At 72.1% G+C, this 19670-nt stretch carries 18 protein-coding genes; 10 read left to right on the forward strand and 8 right to left on the reverse strand.

Annotated elements, in window-relative coordinates:
• Nucleotides 1-52 precede the first annotated feature (52 nt).
• The 9 genes from rpmH to ACFYZF_RS18935 all read left to right on the forward strand — a co-directional run bounded on the left by rpmH (nucleotide 53) and on the right by ACFYZF_RS18935 (nucleotide 9341).
• Complete coding sequence (gene rpmH, locus ACFYZF_RS18895; protein ID WP_088959667.1) at nucleotides 53-190, forward strand: 50S ribosomal protein L34; 138 nt, start codon at nucleotides 53-55, stop codon at nucleotides 188-190.
• A 35-nt stretch (nucleotides 191-225) separates the two neighbouring features.
• Entirely contained in the window at nucleotides 226-642 is a 417-nt protein-coding gene (gene rnpA, locus ACFYZF_RS18900) for a ribonuclease P protein component (protein WP_387022274.1), read from the forward strand.
• Nucleotides 639-926 carry a membrane protein insertion efficiency factor YidD gene (gene yidD / locus ACFYZF_RS18905; RefSeq protein ID WP_387022277.1) on the forward strand — a complete coding sequence of 96 codons (288 nt, stop codon included), beginning with the start codon at nucleotides 639-641 and terminating at the stop codon, nucleotides 924-926. The genes rnpA and yidD overlap by 4 nt, the downstream gene beginning before the upstream one ends.
• 3 nt (nucleotides 927-929) lie before the next feature.
• Nucleotides 930-1925, forward strand: a complete 996-nt coding sequence (yidC, locus tag ACFYZF_RS18910; RefSeq protein ID WP_387022280.1) for a membrane protein insertase YidC — start codon at nucleotides 930-932, stop codon at nucleotides 1923-1925.
• A gap of 217 nt (nucleotides 1926-2142) precedes the next feature.
• On the forward strand, nucleotides 2143-2736 hold the full coding sequence (locus ACFYZF_RS18915; protein ID WP_387022282.1) for a protein jag: 594 nt from the start codon (nucleotides 2143-2145) through the stop codon (nucleotides 2734-2736).
• Nucleotides 2737-2980: 244 nt separating this feature from the next.
• Nucleotides 2981-3733 (forward strand): 16S rRNA (guanine(527)-N(7))-methyltransferase RsmG, encoded by a 753-nt coding sequence (gene rsmG / locus ACFYZF_RS18920; protein ID WP_387022776.1) that lies wholly within the window; start codon nucleotides 2981-2983, stop codon nucleotides 3731-3733.
• A gap of 270 nt (nucleotides 3734-4003) precedes the next feature.
• Nucleotides 4004-5359, forward strand: a complete 1356-nt coding sequence (locus ACFYZF_RS18925; RefSeq protein ID WP_387022285.1) for an AAA family ATPase — start codon at nucleotides 4004-4006, stop codon at nucleotides 5357-5359.
• A 27-nt stretch (nucleotides 5360-5386) separates the two neighbouring features.
• Nucleotides 5387-6448: a ParB/RepB/Spo0J family partition protein gene (locus tag ACFYZF_RS18930; protein ID WP_387022288.1), complete on the forward strand. Its 1062-nt coding sequence runs from the start codon at nucleotides 5387-5389 to the stop codon at nucleotides 6446-6448.
• A 2152-nt stretch (nucleotides 6449-8600) separates the two neighbouring features.
• A complete protein-coding gene (locus ACFYZF_RS18935) occupies nucleotides 8601-9341 on the forward strand; it encodes a hypothetical protein (RefSeq protein WP_387022291.1) in 741 nt (246 codons plus the stop codon).
• Nucleotides 9342-9437: 96 nt separating this feature from the next.
• Here the strand turns inward: ACFYZF_RS18935 and ACFYZF_RS18940 are convergent, their stop codons facing one another.
• Both ACFYZF_RS18940 and ACFYZF_RS18945 read right to left on the reverse strand, forming a co-directional pair.
• Nucleotides 9438-10430, reverse strand: a complete 993-nt coding sequence (locus ACFYZF_RS18940) for a D-alanine--D-alanine ligase (RefSeq protein WP_387022293.1) — start codon at nucleotides 10428-10430, stop codon at nucleotides 9438-9440.
• A gap of 7 nt (nucleotides 10431-10437) precedes the next feature.
• Nucleotides 10438-11751, reverse strand: coding sequence for a PLP-dependent aminotransferase family protein (locus ACFYZF_RS18945; protein ID WP_387022296.1), 1314 nt, complete (start codon nucleotides 11749-11751; stop codon nucleotides 10438-10440).
• 299 nt (nucleotides 11752-12050) lie between these two features.
• Between ACFYZF_RS18945 and ACFYZF_RS18950 the strand changes: the two genes are divergently transcribed.
• Complete coding sequence (locus ACFYZF_RS18950) at nucleotides 12051-12716, forward strand: GNAT family N-acetyltransferase (RefSeq protein ID WP_387022299.1); 666 nt, start codon at nucleotides 12051-12053, stop codon at nucleotides 12714-12716.
• A 112-nt stretch (nucleotides 12717-12828) separates the two neighbouring features.
• Here the strand turns inward: ACFYZF_RS18950 and ACFYZF_RS18955 are convergent, their stop codons facing one another.
• From ACFYZF_RS18955 to ACFYZF_RS18980, 6 genes are all read right to left on the reverse strand, one after another.
• Nucleotides 12829-13998, reverse strand: a complete 1170-nt coding sequence (locus tag ACFYZF_RS18955) for an N-acetylmuramoyl-L-alanine amidase (RefSeq protein ID WP_387022302.1) — start codon at nucleotides 13996-13998, stop codon at nucleotides 12829-12831.
• Between the two features lie 221 nt (nucleotides 13999-14219).
• Complete coding sequence (gene trxA, locus ACFYZF_RS18960) at nucleotides 14220-14543, reverse strand: thioredoxin (RefSeq protein WP_161688721.1); 324 nt, start codon at nucleotides 14541-14543, stop codon at nucleotides 14220-14222.
• An 80-nt stretch (nucleotides 14544-14623) separates the two neighbouring features.
• On the reverse strand, nucleotides 14624-15577 hold the full coding sequence (trxB, locus tag ACFYZF_RS18965) for a thioredoxin-disulfide reductase (protein WP_387022306.1): 954 nt from the start codon (nucleotides 15575-15577) through the stop codon (nucleotides 14624-14626).
• 219 nt (nucleotides 15578-15796) lie between these two features.
• The gene (locus tag ACFYZF_RS18970; RefSeq protein ID WP_387022309.1) at nucleotides 15797-16801 is read right to left on the reverse strand and encodes a hypothetical protein; all 1005 of its coding nucleotides are present in this window, start codon (nucleotides 16799-16801) and stop codon (nucleotides 15797-15799) included.
• A complete protein-coding gene (gene sigM, locus ACFYZF_RS18975; RefSeq protein WP_387022778.1) occupies nucleotides 16798-17679 on the reverse strand; it encodes an RNA polymerase sigma factor SigM in 882 nt (293 codons plus the stop codon). The genes ACFYZF_RS18970 and sigM overlap by 4 nt, the downstream gene beginning before the upstream one ends.
• A 43-nt stretch (nucleotides 17680-17722) precedes the next feature.
• Entirely contained in the window at nucleotides 17723-19324 is a 1602-nt protein-coding gene (locus ACFYZF_RS18980) for a protein kinase family protein (protein ID WP_387022312.1), read from the reverse strand.
• Nucleotides 19325-19670: the final 346 nt, after the last annotated feature.

Genomic DNA, 19670 nt, shown 5'->3' on the forward strand with positions numbered 1-19670 from the left:
ACACGACCCCTGCGGGCCTACGCGCGGGGCGTATGAAAACGGAGAGCCTGACGTGAGCAAGCGCACCTACCAGCCGAACAACCGCCGGCGCGCGAAGACCCACGGCTTCCGGCTGCGCATGCGCACCCGGGCCGGCCGCGCCATCCTCTCGACCCGTCGTTCCAAGGGCCGCACCCGCCTGTCGGCCTGAGGCCGACCGGTCCGGTCCGGGGGACGTGGGCAGTCGTGCTGGCGGCCGCGCAACGACTGCGGCGCAGCAGCGACTTCGCCGCAGCGGTCCGGGCTGGCCGTCGAGCCGGCCGAGGCTCGCTCGTCGTCCACCTGACGCTGCCCGCCACACCCGGCCCCACCATCGATACCTCGCCGAAGCCGGCGCGGACCCCCGGTGCGGAGGAAACCTCCGTACCGACCCGCGCCGGCTTCGTCGTGTCCAAGGCCGTCGGCCCCGCCGTGGTACGTAACACGGTGCGGCGTCGGCTGCGGCATCTGGTCCGCGAGCGGCTGTCGGCCCTGCCGGCCGGCAGCATCCTGGTGGTACGCGCGTTGCCGGCCGCAGCCGAGGCGTCGTACGCCCGGCTCGGGGCCGACCTCGACGGGGCGCTCGCCACCGCCCGCACACCCCGGGGGCGGCGGTCCCGATGAGCAGCGGTTCCGCCGCGCCACGGCCGACGAGCCCGGGTGCCCGGGTGCTGACCTGGCCCATCGTCGCGTACCGTCGTTGGATCAGCCCGGCGCTGCCGGCCCGCTGTCGGTTCTACCCATCGTGCAGTGCATACGCCCTCGAGGCGGTCTCCCGGCACGGCGCGCTCCGGGGAGTCGGCCTGACGGTCCTGCGGTTGTCGCGCTGTCACCCCTTTCACCCAGGTGGATACGACCCGGTGCCCGAGCCGGGCGGTCGCCGCCGTGCCGATGTGACTGGAGCCTGAGAATTGTTCAGTCTGGACTGGATCTACTACGCGATCTCGTGGATCCTGCTGACCTGGCACTCGGCCTGGGATGCCATCGGCGTGCCGGTCAACTCGGTGATCGGTACGAACTGGTCCTGGATCCTGGCCATCGTCTTCCTGGTGGTCACCGTCCGGGTGATCCTGTTCCCCGTCTTCGTCAAGCAGATCAAGTCCCAGCGGGCCATGCAGGCGCTCCAGCCCAAGGTGAAGGAGCTCCAGGAGAAGCACAAGGGTGACCGGGAGACGCTCCAGAAAGAGATGATGGAGCTCTATCGGAAGGAAAAGGCCAACCCGCTCATGGGCTGCCTTCCGATGTTCCTCCAGATCCCGGTCTTCCTCGGTCTCTTCCACGTGCTGCGCCGCCTCGACCCGGGGAAGAGCGAGAACAACAAGACCCTCTACGGCTGGGCGGTCGAACAGTTCAACAGCGCCTCCAGCGCCAAGATCTTCACCGCCCCGATCGCCGGCAAGTTCGGATCCACCGCTGACGAGCTGGCGGCGCTGAACGCCAACGGCACCACCGTGAAGGTGATCGCCGGCATCCTGGTTCTGATCATGATGGGCACCACCTACCTCACCAGCCGGCAGATGATCCTCAAGACCGGCTGGGCGGAGGACCCGCAGCAGAAGATGATCCAGCGCCTGATGCTCTACGGCATCCCGCTGTCGCTGCTCGTCTCGGGTGCGATCTTCCCGATCGGTGTGATCATCTACTGGGTCACCAACAACATGTTCACCCTCGGCCAGCAGCAGTGGGTGCTGCGCAAGTACCCGCCGCCGCCCACCCCGGGCCGCCCCGGTGCCCCCGCGTCCCGCGGGCCGGTCCAGCCGGCCAAGAAGACCGGCGGGCTGCTCGGCCGCAAGGCCGCCCCGGCCCCGGTCAAGCAGGCCCCGTCCGCCCCGAAGGTCGCCGGCCCCAAGCCGGGCGCCAAGCCGGCCAACCCGAAGAAGGGCGGCCCGGCCAAGCGTCAGGGCTGATCCTCCCGCCGTCCGTCGCCGGCCCGGCCGGCGACGGACGGAACCGGCCCCCTGGCAGCCGCCCCCAAGGCAGGCGCCGGGCCGGAACCGCCGCGCCCAGCGCGGACACGGGCGAGAGTGGCCCGTACAGACGTGCCCAGGGCACCGGCGATCTCCCGCCGGACCCGGGAAACCAGCGGACCCGACGGTCCGGCCGAGCGAGTACGGAGATGAGACCGTGACCGAGACCAGCATCCCCAGCGCTGACCAGTCCGTGGACGAGGAGAGCGCACCGATCGAGGCCACCGACGACACCGAGGCGGAGGAGGGCGAGGCCGGCTCGGGCACGCGGGAGAAGAAGGCACCGGCCGAGAGCGAGCTGTTCCGGCAGAGCGAGATCGCGGCCGACTACGTCGAGGGGCTGCTCGACATCCTCGACTACGACGGGGACATCGACGAGCTGGTGTCCGGTGGCCGCCCGGTAGTCGAGGTGGTCGGCGACGGGCTGCAGAGCCTGGTCGGTCAGCGCGGTGCCACTGTGGAGGCGCTCCAGGAGCTGGCCCGGCTGGCGGTGTTCCGGCAGACCGGCACCCCGAGCCGGCTGTTGCTCGACGTCGGTGGCTACCGGGCCAACCGCCGCAAGGAGCTCGCCGCCGTCGCCAAGAACGCGGTGGAGAAGGTCAAGGAGTACGGCGAGCCGGTGCGGCTGGAGCCGATGTCCGCGTTCGAGCGTAAGTGCGTCCACGACGTCGTCAACGCGATGAGCGGGGTGGAGAGCGAGTCCGAGGGCGTCGAGCCGAACCGCCGCATCATCGTCCAGCCGGCGGACTGATCGGGTGACACACGACGACACCACGGCTGAGGCCGTGACCGGCCCGGGTGGCACGCCGCCCGGGCCGTCGCCTGTCGGGTCCCGTCGACACGCCGACGTGCCGGACCCTAACGACGTGCCGGGCCCAAGCGACGTGTCAGATCGGACCGAAGTGCCGGACCCTGGCAAAGTGCTGGACCCGAGCGACGTGTCAGATCGGAACGACGTGTCGGAACCGAGCGACGCGCCGGGCGCGGACGTCGGGCTGGATTTCACCGACGGGTCGGACCCGGCCGTTGCGGCGTTGCCGCCGGAGTTGGCCGAGGCGGCGCGCTCTCTCTTCGGCGACCGGCTCGACCTCGCCGCCGCGTATGCGGAGGTGCTCGCCACCGATGGCGTGCTCCGGGGCCTGATCGGGCCGCGCGAGGCACCACGGATCTGGGAACGGCACCTGCTGAACTGCGCCGCGGTCGCGGAGCGCATCCCGGAGGGCGCGTCGGTGCTGGACGTCGGTTCCGGCGCTGGTCTGCCCGGCCTGGTACTCGCGATCGCGCGCCCCGACCTGACCGTGACGCTGGTGGAGCCGCTGGCCCGGCGTACCTCGTTCCTCGTCGAGGTTGTCGAAAGGCTGGGTCTGACGAAGGCCGTTCGGGTGTTCCGGGGCCGGGCGGAGGAGGCGTCAACGGGATCCACCGGTGTCGGGCCGTTCCGCGCGGAGATCGTCACCGCGCGAGCGGTGGCCCCACTCGATCGGCTCTCCGCCTGGTGTCTGCCGCTGGTGGTGCCCGGCGGACGCCTGTTGGCGGTGAAGGGATCGTCCGCCGGCGACGAGATCGCCGAGCATGCCAAGGCGGTTGCCAAACTGGGCGGGGGCGAGCCCAAGGTGCACCACTGCGGGGTCGGGGTGATCGAGCCGCCCGCGACGGTGGTGGAGATCGTCCGGGAGCGGGTCGTGAACCAGGCGAGGGCCAAGCCTGCGGCGAAGCGGACGCGTGGTGGGTCGCGCCGGGGTCGCTGATCCGACTCCCCTGAATCTCCGCCGGCTTCCCACCGCAGGTCGCGTCGTTGATAGTGAGACGGGCGTGCGGTGGTTCTGAAGAACCCGACGTGGACCGGCCGCGCCTGTCCGCCGTAGGCTGGCCGCGCGTCGACAGTGATGGTGCGGGCGGCATCTGCGCCCCGGGGGACCCCGGCCGCCTCCGCCGGGCCGTAGGCTCTCTGTGGTGCGACGAGCGTGGCCAAGACGACGGGGTGCGGACCGACCATCCGGAGCGGGCAGGGATGACAGGTGCATGACGACGGCAGGTACGACGATCCACGGGTGACGACCGGTCGCGGGGAACACTCCGCGGCCGACCCCGTTTCACGTGAAACCGACCAGCGTGATCGGGCCACCCACCGCTCGGACCCGGGCTCGCCGTCAGCCGACTGCGGTCCAGCGGCTCGCCGCGACGCGCCGACCGGCTCGGGCGGCACCCCGCATTCCGTGGGAAGGGCCGGCACGGTCTACGGTGCGAGCCACCCCGATGACCTGGCCGTCGCCAAGCGCGCCGCGGCGGAACAGCGCGACACCGCCGTGCCCGTCCGGTTCGAGCCGTCGCCCTCGGCCGTAGCTGCTGTCCCCCGACATCCCGCACCCGGTGCGGTGCCCGATGCGACCCCTGGAGTCGCTGTTTCTGCCGACACGCCGGTGCCGCCGGCCGGGGCCTTCGGGGCCGATCCGGCGGATGCCGCGTACGTTTCACGTGAAACCCCGACGCGCGAAGAGGATGACCCACCGTTGGCTATGGAGGCTATGCGCGCCGTGCAGATCCTTAATCCGAGTGGCGAGGTGACCATGCCCCGCCCCGAGCGGACCCGGGTGATGTGCGTCGCCAACCAGAAGGGCGGCGTGGGTAAGACCACGACCACGGTGAACCTGGCGGTGGCGCTCGCCCTGCACGGAAACCGGGTCCTCGTGGTCGACCTCGACCCGCAGGGCAACGCGTCGACCGGGCTGAGCGTCCCGCACCATACCGGGGTCCCGGACGTCTACGACTGCTTGATCAACAGCGTGCCGCTGGAGGAGGTGGCCCAGGGCGTCGAGGGCATCCCCAACCTGTGGTGCGTGCCGGCCACGATCGACCTGGCCGGCGCCGAAATCGAGCTGGTGTCGGTGGTTGCCCGGGAGTCTCGCCTGGTCCGGGCAATCGCCGCCTACCCCGGGCACTTCGACTACGTCTTTATCGACTGCCCGCCTTCGCTCGGCCTGCTCACCGTCAACGCGCTGGTGGCCGCGCAGGAGGTGCTGATCCCGATCCAGTGCGAGTACTACGCGCTGGAAGGGCTCAACCAGTTGATCAACAACATCAATCTGGTCCGCCAGCACCTCAACCCGAGGCTGGAGGTTTCCACCATCCTGCTCACCATGTACGACCGGCGTACCCGGCTGGCCGACGCGGTGGAGCAGGACGTCCGGAACCACTTCGGCGACAAGGTGCTCCAGGCGGTCATCCCCCGGAACGTCCGCGTCTCGGAGGCTCCGAGCTACGGCCAGTCGGTGGTGACCTACGATCCCGGTTCACGGGGGGCGACGAGCTATTTCGAGGCCGCCCAGGAAATCGCCGAGCGTGGGGTCAAGGCACCGGTGAGCCGGAATGTGTAGTGCGGACGAGTCGCTGGGAGGCGTCGTATGAAGAACCGTCCTCGGGGCGGTCTGGGTCGGGGTCTCGGTGCCCTGATTCCCACCGGTCCGGTCCAGCCCGCCGGAACGATGACGGCGACGCCTGAGGTCGGTGAACGCGCCGCCCAGGTTCCGCCTGCGATCGCCGGGCCCACAGCGACCGAACCGATGGCGGTACCGGAGCCGGTGGTGACCGAGTCCGAACTGACAGGGCCCGAGTCGACGGAGCCCGAGCTTCAGCTCAGCCCGGTGCCGGGCGCCCGGTTCGCCGAGATCCCGGTCGACGCGATCATGCCCAATCCGAAGCAGCCCCGCCAGGTCTTCGACGAGGAGGCGCTGGAGGAACTGAAGACCTCCATCCAGGAGGTCGGTTTCCTCCAGCCGATCGTGGTGCGGGCGCTGGACGGCGAGAAGTACGAACTCGTCATGGGCGAGCGCCGGTGGCGGGCCGCACAAGCGGTCGGTCGGGAGAACATCCCGGCGATCATCCGGGACACCCGCGATGACGCCATGCTCCGGGACGCGCTGTTGGAGAACATCCATCGGGCCAACCTCAACCCCCTGGAGGAGGCCGCCGCCTACCAGCAACTGCTGGAGGAGTTCGGCGCGACCCACGAGGAACTGGCCCGGCGGATCGGCCGCAGCCGACCGCAGATCTCCAACACCATCCGGCTGCTGAACCTGCCCGCCCCGGTGCAGCGGCGGGTCGCTGCCGGGGTGCTCTCCGCCGGTCACGCCCGGGCACTGCTGAGCCTGGACGAGGCGGAGGCCCAGGAGCAGCTGGCGCTGCGTATCGTCGCCGAAGGGCTGTCCGTCCGGGCCACCGAGGAGATCGTTGCGCTCGCGCTGGCGGAGGGCCCGGCCAAGAGCCCCGCCGCGAAGCGGCGGACCAAGCCGCACGCTCCCGCCCTGAACGATCTTGCGGACCGGCTCTCCGACCGGTTCGACACCCGCGTGAAGGTGGACATCGGGCGCAACAAGGGCAAGATCACGATCGAGTTCGCCACGGTCGACGACCTCGAAAGGATCGTCGGCATGATCGGGGTCGGCCAGGAGGAAGCCGAGGACTGACCCGGATTGGACCCCGGCCGCGCCATCCGTGCAGGACGGCGCGGCCGGATTGTTTTTCGGCCCCTCCCGGTACGGGAGGCGCCACCGTAAGCACAGGCCCCGCAACAACCGCAGCAGGCGGCCGGCTACGGTCATTCTCGCCGCAGCGGCTCCGGGTCGACTCGAACCTGCCCGTCCGGTGGTACTCGGCGTGGACCGAGGCGAGCATGTGGATTCCTGAGGAGAAGCCGGTGCGCGTGTTGCGGGGCTGAGCCTCGCGATGGCGGGACCAGGTGGCCGGTGAACGAGGCAACGCGGGGTTCCGAACGCGGACGGCAGATCAGCCCTCTGTACGGGCTCCTGCGGGCATGATCGGTGTGACGCGGCTCCGGGGTGGCCGGGCTCAATCACGAGGCCCCAGGACCGGCAGGAAGCCCGCCCTGACGGTAGGGGTGACGACGCGGCGGCTCAGATCCAATCGTGGCCCGGTAGCGCCCCGGGGCGACGTTCCACGTGAAACGTCTACTCCGCCCAACGGGTTGCCGTCAGGCATCCGGCCAGGGGGAGCCCGCCGGAGCCTGCGACCACACCGCCCTCTCGCCCTCTCCAAGCGCGGCCTGTATGCCGCCCGCCAACGCGCCCACACCCGTGGCTCCGCTGCCATCGATGTGCGGACTGAAGGGCGCGAACGGGCGTCCCGGCGACCGCCACCGTCCCACGCCATCCCGTTCACGACGAGGCAGCCCGCCGCGGACGGAGCCAATCTTCGCCGCCGCGACCGCCCAGGCCCTGCCACTGGACGCAGGTTCGCCTGCGGGAACAAGCGCCGCCCGCGAGAAGGAGGGCCCGTTTCACGTGAAACGGGCTCCTACGGTGCGCCTTCGACGGGTGAGTCGCATCGGTCGACGGCGGCGCGGTGGTGCCACGCAGCCGGACCCGGCGGCGGAGGCGACCGGAAGCGGGCGGGACGCGCTGCCGTGGCTCCGGGCCGGACCGGCCGAGGGCGAGAAGCGACAACATGTTGTTTGCCAAGGAGCAGAACTCGCAGCAGAGCGAGCATGGCCGAGGGGGCCGGACCGGGGGGCCGGAATGAGGGGGCCGGACCGAGGGGGCCGGACTGAGGGATAGAGCTGGGCGCCGGCGGTGGAGCGGAGATCGGGACCAGAGCCGAAGGCCCGGCGTCCGGCCAGTACGGGCGGCCACGAGAGGGCGAGAGTCGGCGGCGCCGGCGCGCTCGGTTCCGTCAGCCCGTGCAGACCGGCGCTAATCGGATCGCCACCGTCCGGTTTCACGTGGAACCGGACGGGGCCGACGAACAGGAAGCAGGGCGGGCGGAACGCAGCGGACGCCCGGCGCGGTGTGCGTCCGGGCGGCGTACACAGCCGGTCCGGTCCCTGGGAGCTGCGCTAGGTCGGACGGGCGCACCGTGTGGTGCCATGTCATCGGGCTCGCTCGTGGGCCCCGGCCGGCTCGACGCCCGCCGCGGTGCCGGACTTCTAGTTCGCTGTCGCGCCGGGCTCTGCCCGGCCGCCGGAGGCGACGCGGTGGTATTCCGGCCGACCCTGCCCTCCCCTCCAGCGACCTGTTCCTTCGGGGAGTAGCCACCGAGCCGGGACCAAGCCACGAAGGTCAGCGTGTCGGGGCGGAGCGGGTCACGGCGGGCGGCACCTATGGGGCCAGCGGAGGCCGGAGGGTCGACCGGTCGCGAGGTAGCGTCGTGGCGGCCCGGTCCCGCGCCCGGCCGCAGCACCGCGATAGACCTCGCCCACCAGAACACCCCCTCTACTCGTCCCGCGCGCCCCCGACTGGGCCTCGAAGTGCTCACATTCTGGTGGCTGGGACAGCGACCCATCGCTCCCCGGTTCGTTAGGTACGAGGGAACTGGTGGGCTGTGTACAACTTTGCTGCCGAGCCGCCAAGTTATCCACAGCGGTTTTCCACAGGCACCCCCCGTTTCACGTGAAACCCCGCGTGAAACGCGGTGCCAGCCTGTGGATGACGGGGGGTGGTGATGGCCTCGGGGGCCTGTGGATAACGTGTGGATAGCCGATGCGTTGTCGAGCCGGAGCGGGCTGACCGGAGCGGGGGCGAGCGGCTGTGGCCGGCCCGGCGTACCCGAGGGTGGGCGAATCAGGTAGGGACAGCCGTGGCTCGCTCGGTTAGGGTCAGCGTCGTGCACGACACCCCTCCCTCAGTTCCCGATTTCACCTCCTGGCCCTCTTTCCCCTTCGAAGGCGACCTTCAGGTCAAGCACCTCGACGCCCCGGTCGAGGTGGAACCCCCGCGCAAGGGCGAGGGAGCTCAGGAATGCGCGGCGTGTGGTGCGCCGGACGACGCGTACATCTGGGTCGGCGAGCGTTGGCGGGTTCGGGCCATGGACCGGCCGACCGGGCTACCGATGGTGCTGATCCTGGAGGCCCGTTCCCATCTCGACCTCGGCGACCTGCCCAACCTCCTCGCCGCCGAACTGGGCGTGATGACGGTCCGGCTGGAACGGGCCATCCGCTCCCTCGACGGCGTCGCGCGGGTCCACGTCAACCGTTGGGGTGATGGGTCCGCCCACCTGCACCTGTGGTTCCTGGCCCGGCCGTACGGGCGACTCCAGCTTCGGGGCACGTTCCTGTCGCTGTGGGACTCGATCCTTCCGCCCATCTCCGAGGAACAGTGGCGGGAGAACCTGGCCCTGGTGGCCGCCTGGCTGGCCGATTTCGGCGGCCGCCCGCTGGCCGAGCCGCCCCGCATCCAGTGGCAGGCGCCGTCGAGTATCGCCGCGCAGTCGTCCGCCCCCGCCCCGGTCGAGGACGACACGATCGGGGTGATCGAAGCGGCCGAGGAGATCCCGGAGCCGGTCGGCGGGGAGGATGCCGCCGCCCCGTCGACCGACAAGCCGACCGGTGAGCCCGGACACCACTGACACCGCACAGCGGACCGACGCGAGGGAAGGCCAGGTGTGGGCAAGGCCCAGGCGCGCGCGAAAGCCAGGTGCGGGAAGGTCAGGCGCGCGGGAAGGTCAGGCGGGACGGGCGGCGGCCCGGCTCACCAGCGACCCGAGCAGCCGGCCGAAGTCCAGCCCGGCGGCCTGCACCGCGAGCGGCAGCAGTGACGTCTCCGTCATCCCCGGCGAGACGTTGACCTCCAGAACGTGCGGCTGGCCTTTCGCGTCCACGATGAGGTCAACCCGGGACAGGTCGCGCAGCCCGAGCGCGGTGTGCGCGGCCACGGCCACCTCGGCCACCGCAGCCGCGACCTCCGGGCCCAGCCGGGCAGGAGCGTGCCAGGTGGTCCGGCCGGCGGTGTACCGGGCCGCGTAGTCGTACACGCCGTTGCGGGGCACGATCTCCACGGCGGGCAGCGCCTGCGGCCCCTCCCCGAGGTCGACCACCGAGACGGCCACGTCCATCCCGGGGACGTACCGCTCGACGAGCGCCGTCGAGTCGTACGCGAAACAGCCGACCATCGCGGCCGGCAGCGACGCCGCCTCCCGGACCACGGCGGCGCCCAGCCCGGAACCGCCCTGCGCCGGCTTCACCATCAGCGGCAGGCCCAGCCGGTCGACGATCCTGTCCAGCACCGCCACCGCGCCCAGCTCGGAGAATCGGTCGTGCGGCAGCGCCACCCAGTCGGGGGTGGGGATGCCGGCCTCCCGAAGCACCGCCTTGGCCGACGGCTTGTCCCACGCCAGCCGGGACGCGCGGGCGTCACAGCCGACGTACGGGACGTCGCAGAGGTCGAGCACGCCGCGCAGCGAGCCGTCCTCGCCGGTGGCGCCGTGCAGGGCGATCACCACGGCGTCGGGCGGGTCGGCGACCAGCGCCGGCAGCAGGGCGATGTCGGCGTCCCGCAGCTCCGCCTCCACCCCGACGGCCCGGAGCGCGTCGAGCACCCGGCGGCCGGACCGGAGGGAGACGTCCCGCTCGTAGGAGAGCCCACCGGCGAGCACCAGCACGTGAGGCTCGGCGGCGGGGTCGGTCACGGTGATGCGCTCGGCAGGGGTCGAAGCCATGCCGGAATCATGCCAAGTCGGGTCCCGGCGCGTCCGCGCCGGCCTGCCCGCGTCGCACCTCGGGACGGTTGACCGTGCCGAACACCCGGCGCATGGCGATGTCCTGCTCCATCACGCCGGCCAGCCGCCGTACGCCCTCCCGGATCCGCTCGGGTGACGGGAAGGAGAAGTTCAGCCGCATGTTGCCGGTGCCGGTGCCGTCGGCGTAGAAGCCGGTGCCGGGCACGTACGCCACCCGGGCCGCGATGGCCCGTGGCATCATCGCCTTCGAGTCGAGGCCCTCGGGCAGCGTCGCCCAGACGAACAGGCCCCCGGCGGGCTTGGTCCAGGTGGTGCCGGCGGGCATCAGGTCGTCCAGGGCCGCCAGCATCGCGTCCCGGCGCTCTCGGTAGACCTCCCGGTAGACCTTGAGCTGCTCCCGCCACGGCATCGTGCCCAGGTAGGTCGAGACGGCGGCCTGGGCGTACCCGCTGGGGCAGAGGATCTGTGCCTCGTTGGCGATCACCAGCTTGTCGCGCACGGCGTGCGGGGCCAGGATCCAGCCCACCCGCAACCCCGGGGCGAAGGTCTTGGAGAAGGTGCTCAGGTAGAACACCCCGTCGCGGCGGCGGGCCCGCAGCGGGCGCGGGGCGTCGCCCTCGAAACCGAGCTGACCGTACGGGTCGTCCTCGACCACCAGCAGGCCGGCGCGTTCGCAGATGTCGAGCACCCGTTCGCGTCGTTCCTCGCTGAGCGTCACGCCCGTCGGGTTCTGGTACGTCGGGATCGTGTAGAGGAACTTCACCCGCCGGCCGGCGCGGGCCAACTCCGCGACGGCGGCCTCCAGCGCCTCCGGGATCAGCCCGTCGTCGTCCATCGGCACGTGCACCACCTGGGCCTGGGCGGCCTGGAACACCCCGAGCGCGCCGACGTAGGTCGGCCCCTCGGCGAGCACCACGTCACCCGGGTCGAGGAAGAGCCGGGCCACCAGGTCGAGCGCCTGCTGGCCGCCGACGGTGACCACCACGTCCTCCGGCGACGCCCCGCAGGCCGCGTCGATGCCGGAGAGGGTCATCACCTCGCAGATCCGTTCGCGCAGCTCCAGGGTGCCCTGGCCGATGCCGTACTGGAGGGTGGTGGCCCCGTGTTCGGAGCCGAGCCGGCCGAGCATCTCGCCCACCGCGTCCAGCGGCAGGGCGGCGATGTAGGGTGCGCCTCCGGCGAGGGAGACCACCTCCGGCCGGCTGGCCACCGCGAACAGCGCACGGATCTCCGAGGCGGTCATGCCCCGGACGCGCCGGGCGTACCGGTCGGTGTAGTCGTCGAGCGTCGTGCCGGTCATGACATCACCTCGATCGCGTGTCGGGCGGCTCCCGCCTGCCCGGATTACCCGGGACGCCGCAGACCATGGCGGCACGGGACGCAGATGCCCGATGGTAGTCCGGTTGGCGACGATCGGTGCCACGACGTGACCCCCGAGTCCACATCCCGGACCGGTGGACCGGCCGGCGGGACACCCCGGGTGCATTCGCGCGTCCCCTCCCGTAGCGTCGTCAGTCGGCGTACGATCGCTCGTCGGGGGCCCGAGGCGGCGTCGTTGCGCGCCGGTCTCGCCTCCGAGCCTATTGTGGGGATGCGCCAATGTCGCGACGTCTGGTCAGCTTGACCCTCGACACCCTCGAAGACCTGCCCCGCACCTGCCGGCAGTGCGTCTACTGGGAGCTTGATCCGGTGTCCGCCGACCGAGCCTGCGCGGCTGGTGACCCGGGGCTGGAGAAGGAGGCCTGGGTCTCCCAGACACTGCTGGAGTGGGGCTCCTGCGGCAAGCTCGCGTACGTCGACGGCATGCCCGCCGGCTTCGTCATGTACGCGCCGCCGGCGTACGTGCCCCGCGCGATGGCGTTCCCGACCTCGCCCGTCTCCGCCGACGCGGCGCTGCTGATGACCGCGTACGTGGTCGCTCCCTTCGCCGGTGGCGGGCTCGGCCGGATGCTCGTACAGGGCGTGGCCCGGGACCTCACCAAGCGGGGGATCAAGGCGATCGAGGCGTTCGGCGACGCGAAGTACGGCGACGACGGCGACCCGCCCGGCAGCTGTGTCGCCCCCGCCGACTACTTCCTCTCGGTGGGCTTCAAGACGGTTCGCCCGCACCCGCGCTATCCCCGGCTGCGGTTGGAACTGCGGACCGCGCTGAGCTGGAAGTCCGACGTCGAGTACGCCCTGGAGAAGCTGCTCGGCTCGATGAGCCCGGAGACCCTGCTCCGGCCGGTCCGGCCCGCCCCGGCCACCCGTTCCACCAGCGGCTGACGCCGCACCAACGCGGTCACCGCCGCGCGGACGTCCCGGCCGGTCGGGAATCGTGCAGGCGGACGTCCGGGGCCGGCCCCGCTCAAGTGCTCGGGCAGCGGATCGGCCGGGATCAGGCAGTCGCCACCCGGCCGGCCGCGACCGCCGCCCGCAGCTCGCTGACGTCGATCGAGCCGGTGGGCACGTCCCGTTCGACCGGGAAGTACATCCGCTGGACGGCGGCCACGATCGCCTCGACGATCCGGTCCCGGAAGCACGGGTCGATCAGCCGCCCACGGTCCGCCGGGGAGGTCAGGTAGCCCACCTCCACCCGTACCGCCGGCATCCGGGTCAGCCGGAGCAGGTCCCACGTCTTGGCGTGGGTCCGGCAGTCCCGCAGCCCCGTCCGGGCCACGATCTCCCGCTGTACCAGCCCGGCCAGCCGCTCACCGGTGGCCGAGGTGACCCCGTTGTCGGTGCCGTAGTGGTAGGTCGCCACGCCCTCGGCCTCCGGATTGGCGTGCCCGTCGGTGTGCAGCGAGATGAACACGTCCGCGCCCAGGGAGTTGGCCAGCTGCGCCCGTTCCACGTCGGGCAGGCAGCTCCCCGGCGCCGGCCCCCGGGTCAGCTGCACCCGCACCCCGGAAGCGGCGAGCCGCCCCTCCAGCCTGCTGGCCAGGTCGTGTACCAGGTCGGACTCGGTCCAGCGCAGTGGTCCGTCCGGCACCACCACCCCCGGATCGGTGCCGCCGTGCCCCGGGTCGATGACCACGATCCGGCCGACCAGGGCCGGGCCGGTCTGCCGGATCGCGTCGGACTCGCGCAGCCACTGCGGCCGTCCGCCCACCACCTTGCGCCCCAGGCGACGCAGCGCCCCCATGGTGTACGGGCCGCAGGAGCCGTCGGGCTTGAGCCCCATCTCCCGCTGGAACTGGGCCACCGCCCGGGAGGTGCGCACGCCGTAGATGGCGTCGGCGCGACCCACGTCGTACCCCATCTCCAGCAGGCGTTCCTGCAACGATCGGACGTCCTCGCCGATCAGTGGCTCCGGCACCGCGTGGTACAGGGTCCGCGCGCCGAGCCGCCAGCGGGCGGCGTCCAGAGCGCGCCACGTCTCCGCGCCGACCCGCCCGTCCACGCTGAGCCCCCGGGACTGCTGGAACGCCCGGACCGCGCGCTCGGTCGCGGCGTCGAAATCGTCGTCGTCGCCCGTGGGCGCCGAGGGGAGCAGGTCGAGGCCGGTCAGCACACCGCGGATCTCGGTCACCGCCGGTCCCCGGTCACCGGGTCGGATCGGACGCACGCTCGACCCCCTTCGCACGGTTGCCGGCCGGTCGTCCCGCGACGCCGGAGGCGGGCCTACGACCCGGACGGCGACGGGGCGCGGCGTGGCCGACCACCGGACGCCCCCTGGTTGAGGCTATGCGGTCCGGCCCGTCGAGGTGCCGTGTCCGCGCAGGTCAAGGGCCGGAAACCCGAAACCCCCGCACCCGGGAGGGGTGCGGGGGTTTCGGAACGCGTCGGTCAGAGCGCGGACTGGATCAGCTTGACCAGCTCGCCCTTCGGCTTGGCGCCGGCGATGGACCGGACCGGCTCGCCGTCCTTGAAGACGGTCAGGGTCGGCACGGACATCACCCGGTAGGCGCGGGCCGTCTCCGGGTTCTCGTCGATGTTGAGCTTCACGATGCTGATCTGGTCGCCCATCTCGCCGGCGATCTCCTCCAGCAGCGGCGAAACCTTGCGGCACGGCGCGCACCACTCGGCCCAGAAGTCGACGAGCACCGGTTTGTCAGACTTCAACACGTCGACGGCGAAGCTCGCGTCGGTGACCGCCTTTGTCGCTCCCACTATGACTCTCCTCCAGAACTGCGGTTCGACTCATTCGTCGTTCGGTGCAACGCCGCGCCGGCGTCGCTGGTGCTGCCGGCTCAGGGCTGGATCGTGGCGATGAAGCGCTCGGCGTCCAGGGCGGCGGCGCAGCCCGTGCCGGCGGCGGTGATCGCCTGCCGGTAGGTGTGGTCGACCACGTCACCGGCCGCGAACACGCCCGGGATGCTGGTCCGGGTGCTCGGGGCCTGCACCTTCACGTAGCCCTCGTCGTCCAGCTCGACCTGGTCGCGGAACAGCTCGCTGCGCGGGTCGTGACCGATCGCCACGAAGACGCCGGTCACGTCGAGAACCTTGCTCTCCCCGCTGTGCACGTTGCGGACCCGTACGCCGGTGACCTTGCCGTCGGCGCCGAGGACCTCCTCGACCACCGAGTTCCACTCGGTCTTGATCTTGTCGTTGCTTAGCGCCCGATCGGCCATGATCTTGCTGGCCCGGAACGAGTCGCGCCGGTGGATGATGGTGACCGACTCGGCGAACCGGGTGAGGAAGCTGGCCTCCTCCATCGCCGAGTCACCGCCGCCAACCACCACGATGTGCTGGTTGCGGAAGAAGAAGCCGTCACAGGTGGCACAGGACGAGACGCCGTGGCCGAGGTACTCCTGCTCACCCGGCACGCCCAGAGGACGCCAGGCCGAACCGGTGGAGAGGATGACAGCCTTGGCCCGGTATGCGGTCTCGCCGACCCAGACGGTGCTCACCGCGTCGGAGCCGACGCTGCCGGTGTCCTTCAGCTCGACCCGGGTCACGTCGTCGGTGAGGAACTCGGCCCCGAACCGCTCGGCCTGCTTGCGCATGTTGTCCATCAGCTCGGGGCCGAGGATGCCGTCGGCGAACCCGGGGAAGTTCTCCACCTCGGTCGTCGTCATCAGTGCGCCACCGGACTGCACGCCCTCGATGATCAGGGGCTTGAGGTTGGCGCGCGCGGCATAGACCGCCGCCGTGTAGCCGGCCGGCCCGGAGCCGATGATGATCAGGTTGCGGACCTCGTCCACTGCCGTCTCCCGATGTGTGTGGTCGCCATCGGCGCGCACACCGATGTCGGTCTGAGTGCCGCCGCCACGCGGACGCCGGCTCCTGACTTGCAGAACGCCATCGTACGAAGTGGGGATTCCCGAGCCGGTCATCCGGTGGGTCAGGTCACGTGGAAGGACGGCAACGCCGATTCCGGCTCGCCGGGCCCGGCCGGTCACGCCGGCCGGCGCACCGCGACCTCACCCTACCCGCGCCCGGTAGCGGGTGTCGGCCCCGGATCCGGGTACGCCGCACTCCGGGCCGCTGACCCACGCCCAGCTCGCCCCGGAGGGGTCGACGAAGCGCACCACCAGCGCCGGGTCGCCCCGGAAACGGGCGTAGTCGACCAGGTCGACGGTGAGCGGACCGGCCCCGTGCTCGGTGCTGACCGCCGCGAGGCAGGAGTCCAGGGCGCTCCGTGTGGTGAGCCGGTAGAGGCCATCAACCGCCGGGAGGCGTCCCCCCTCGACGGCCGGCGGCCCCGCCGATCCCTGCCCCAACGACTTGGCCGGCCCGGTCGGCGGCCCGCCGGGGGCCCCGGCGGCCAGGGCCTCCGGCGTCCAGTCGGTGCCGCTGCGCTGCGGGGTGCCGGCCGCACGGAACGATTCTTGCGCGCCCCGCACAGCCCCGGCGGGTTCGCTCGCCGCGGTGGTCGACGCGCTGTCGGACTGCGTGGTTTCGGTGACGAACCGGTTGAGCCCCAGCCCGATGGCGAACACCGACGCCGTGGCCAGCGCCACCGGCCCGGCGATCCGGGCCCAGCGTCGTCCGCGCCGGCCGGGACCGGCGGTCCCGGTACGCCCGGTCGTCGGCCCTGACCCGCCGGCGGGCCGGCGTGAGCCGCCCGACGGCTGGGTCGGGACCAGCGCGGGCAGCACGCCGGTCGCGCGGTCGGGGTCGGCCCGGTCCGTGGCGTCCGGCACGGTGGAGGGGGCGGTGGGCGTGCCCGGGCCGGCGCCGGCCAGCGCGGCGGCGATCCGGTCGGCGACCGCGAGCGGCATCTCGGGGGTCGGACCGGCCCAGGCCGCGAGGTCCTCACCGACCCGGGCCAGGGCCGGCACCAACGCGTCGTGGGCCTCGGCCCAGGCCGGGTCCTGCTCGACCAGCCGGGCCACGACCGCCTCGTCCGGCGTGCTGTCGAGCGCACCGCCGAGGTAGTCGGCGAGCAGGTCGTGGTCGACCTCCCTGAACCCCCCGGCCGTCACGATTCCTCCTGGTTGGCGTCGCGCCGGGAGTGCCCCGACCCAGATCGGACGCCCCCCGCCTGCCGAGGGTTCCCCCGGGTGACGACGGGCACGTCCGGCCCGGCCACGCTCCCGCCGTCGGGTGCGGCGGCGTCCCGGCCGCGCGTCCCCGCCCGCCCGTCCTGCGGCGGGGCGACCCGCCCGGACCGGAGGTTCGGGCGCTCGTCGGTCGTCCCACTGGGGACGACGCCCGTTCGCAGGTGGCCGAGGGCCACGGCGAGGCGGGCGCGACCCCGGGCGCAGCGGCTCTTGACCGTTCCTTCGGCGACGTCGAGGATCCGGGCCACCTCGGCGACGGGGTAGCCCTGCACGTCCACCAGCACCAACGCGGCCCGCTGCTCGACCGGCAGTTCGGCGAGGGCCTGGCGGACCACCAGAGCGGTGTCGTGGTCCTGGACTGGGGCGGCCGGCTCCACCCCGCCGGTCGACGGGCCGTCGTCGGGGCCGTACGTCCCGTCCGGCAGCGGAACGGTCGGGTGCGCCTGCCGGCGACGGATCCGGTCCAGGCAGGCGTTCACCACGATCCGGTGCAGCCAGGTGGTGACAGCGGAATCGCCCCGGAAACGGGCTGCCGCGCGATGGGCGGAGAGCAGCGCGTCCTGGAGCGCGTCGGCGGCCTCCTCTCGGTCGCCGATCGTCCGCAGGGCCACCGCCCAGAGCCGGTCCCGGTGCCGGTGGAAGAGCTCGGTGAAGGCGTACCTGTCTCCGGCGACGTGGGCGCGGAGCAGTTCCACGTCGCTCGGCCCGATGCCCGGGACGGAGCCGGTCGGAACAGCGACCGGCGGACGGCGCTGGCCGTCCACCGGTACGTCTGTGGTCCGCTCGCCGTGGCCGTCCATCACCACGCCCGCCCCGGGCGGCGACCCGTCGACGGTCGTCGGTTCACGACCCCTGGACCGTGATCTCCTGGACCTCGACCTGGTAGCCCCGGTCGTTCGAGGGCAGCTCGGTGAGCCAGAACAGCAGGAAGCGGTACTTCGCGTCGGCGTCGAATCCGTTGAAGGTCATGGTGGTGCCGTCGTGCTCCTCGAACGGCTGCCCGACCGGATTCTTCTTGTAGCTCGTGAACAGCGACTTGTCGCCGGCCGAGGTGGAGGGCGGGTCGGTCGTGCCGGCGAAGAGCTGGGCGGATGCCCCGGTGGCGGAGAGGTTCACCTGCACCGACTTGACCGTGCGCTCCTCGCCGAGGTCGATCCATACCCCCATGCCGCTCTTGCGGTTGCCAAACTTCGACTGGGTGTAGGTGTCGGTCTCCCAGCCCTCGTCCTGGTTGCCGTCGATCACCTTCTCGGCGCCGCCCAGCTCGTCGCGGAGCTTGCTGTCCGGGTCGATGATGCGCACGTCGCTCGGCGAGAGCTTGCGCGTGGCGGCGGGGGCCGCCTCGCTGGGCGGGGCGCTGCTGGACGGCCGGGCCACCGGCTCGGTCTGCGGGGGCTCGTCGTCCCCGCCCAGGGCGCTGATCCCGATGAGCAGGCCGACCAGGGCGACCGCCAGCAGGCCGGCGATGCCGATGGCGACCTTCCGGCCGCCCACCGACGCCAGCGGGGACGGCTCGTCGCCGGTCTCCGCGGCGAACCGCAGCGGCCCGGCCGGCTCCAGGTACGACTCCTCCTCGATCGGAATGTCGAGCCGGCCCAGTTCGGCCGCGAGCACGTCCGATGGGGGTGGGGCGATCCCGGCGTCGAGCAGATCCATCGTCAGGTCGTCGAGGTAGGCCGGCACGCCGGCGCGGACCTGCCTCGGCGCGGCGATCGCTCCGCTGGCGTCGCGGACGGCGTCCGGGATGGCGGCCCGGCCGTGCCCGGCGGTGGCGCCGTGCAGCGGAGCCTCGGCGTGCGGCCAGTGTCCGGTCAGGGCGAAGTAGAGGATGCCGCCGATCGCCCGGACATCGTTGTTCTGGCTGTCGGCGCCGTCGGTGCGGGCGTCGGCCAGCACCACCCGGCCCTCTTCGCTGATCATCACGGTGCCGGGGTGCATGTTGCCGTGCACCATGCCGGTGGCGTGCACGGCGGCCAGCGCACTGGCCACCGCGTTGCCGATCGCGGTCGTCCGGCCCGGGTCGAGGGGGCCGTCCGCGACCATCTCCCGAAGGGACTGCCCGTCCACCCACTCGCGGACCACGTACGCCCGCTCGGCCTCGTCGATGGCGTCGTAGACGCCGACCAGATTCGGGTGGATCACCCGGCTGGCCGCGACGGCTGCCTGGAGCATCTCGGTGGCCGAGTCGCCGCCTGGGTAGCGCAGCACGACCGCGACGGGACGGCGCAGCACGACGTCGACTCCGCGCCACACCAGCCGGCCGGCGCTGTCATTGTTGATGTGCTCGACCAGCTCGTACCGCTCGGCGAGGATTTCACCCGCCGTGGGAGCACCGAAGGTCATGATCGGCGGCGCGCTCTCCGCTGCCTCCTGACCCTCGCCGACCTGGGTCACCCGTCCTCCCTCGGTGATCGTGTCGATCGATGGACCCGCGCTGCTGGGCATGTGGCTTCCCGCTCTGCCTGTTGAGGAACCGGCCGACGGTGCCGACGTGGAACGCCTGGCTCAGCCGTACCCGTCGAGAGCGACCTTACCCGGGTTGCCCGTCTCGCCGACATGTCATCTTCCCGCCGTACCCGGCGGAGGTGCCGGGACATGCCGGACTCGTCCGGTTACGGCCGTTGTCGGCCGCGTTGCTGGCACATGTACTGGCCAATCTAGAGGTTGACCGCAAGTAGTCGTCGCAGGGGCCATGCCGGTGTGGCGGGCCGGTTCCGCCGCCCGGATTCCCCACCCAACGGCTCGCCATGCTCAACCTTTCGGCTGGTTGTCCACAGGCACTTACGGTCGC

This window comes from Micromonospora sp. NPDC001898 (genome assembly GCF_042891255.1).
In the GTDB taxonomy this organism is placed as follows: Bacteria; Actinomycetota; Actinomycetes; order Mycobacteriales; family Micromonosporaceae; genus Micromonospora.

Bases quoted from the DNA above. Each gene is read 5' to 3' on its own strand.
- ACFYZF_RS18940 (WP_387022293.1), bottom strand. From the start codon at position 10,430: ATGGCTTCGACCCCTGCCGAGCGCATCACCGTGACCGACCCCGCCGCC.
- ACFYZF_RS18945 (WP_387022296.1), bottom strand. From the start codon at position 11,751: ATGACCGGCACGACGCTCGACGACTACACCGACCGGTACGCCCGGCGC.
- sigM (WP_387022778.1), bottom strand. From the start codon at position 17,679: ATGGACGGCCACGGCGAGCGGACCACAGACGTACCGGTGGACGGCCAG.
- ACFYZF_RS18930 (WP_387022288.1), top strand. From the start codon at position 5,387: ATGAAGAACCGTCCTCGGGGCGGTCTGGGTCGGGGTCTCGGTGCCCTG.
- ACFYZF_RS18980 (WP_387022312.1), bottom strand. From the start codon at position 19,324: ATGCCCAGCAGCGCGGGTCCATCGATCGACACGATCACCGAGGGAGGA.
- yidD (WP_387022277.1), top strand. From the start codon at position 639: ATGAGCAGCGGTTCCGCCGCGCCACGGCCGACGAGCCCGGGTGCCCGG.
- ACFYZF_RS18950 (WP_387022299.1), top strand. From the start codon at position 12,051: ATGTCGCGACGTCTGGTCAGCTTGACCCTCGACACCCTCGAAGACCTG.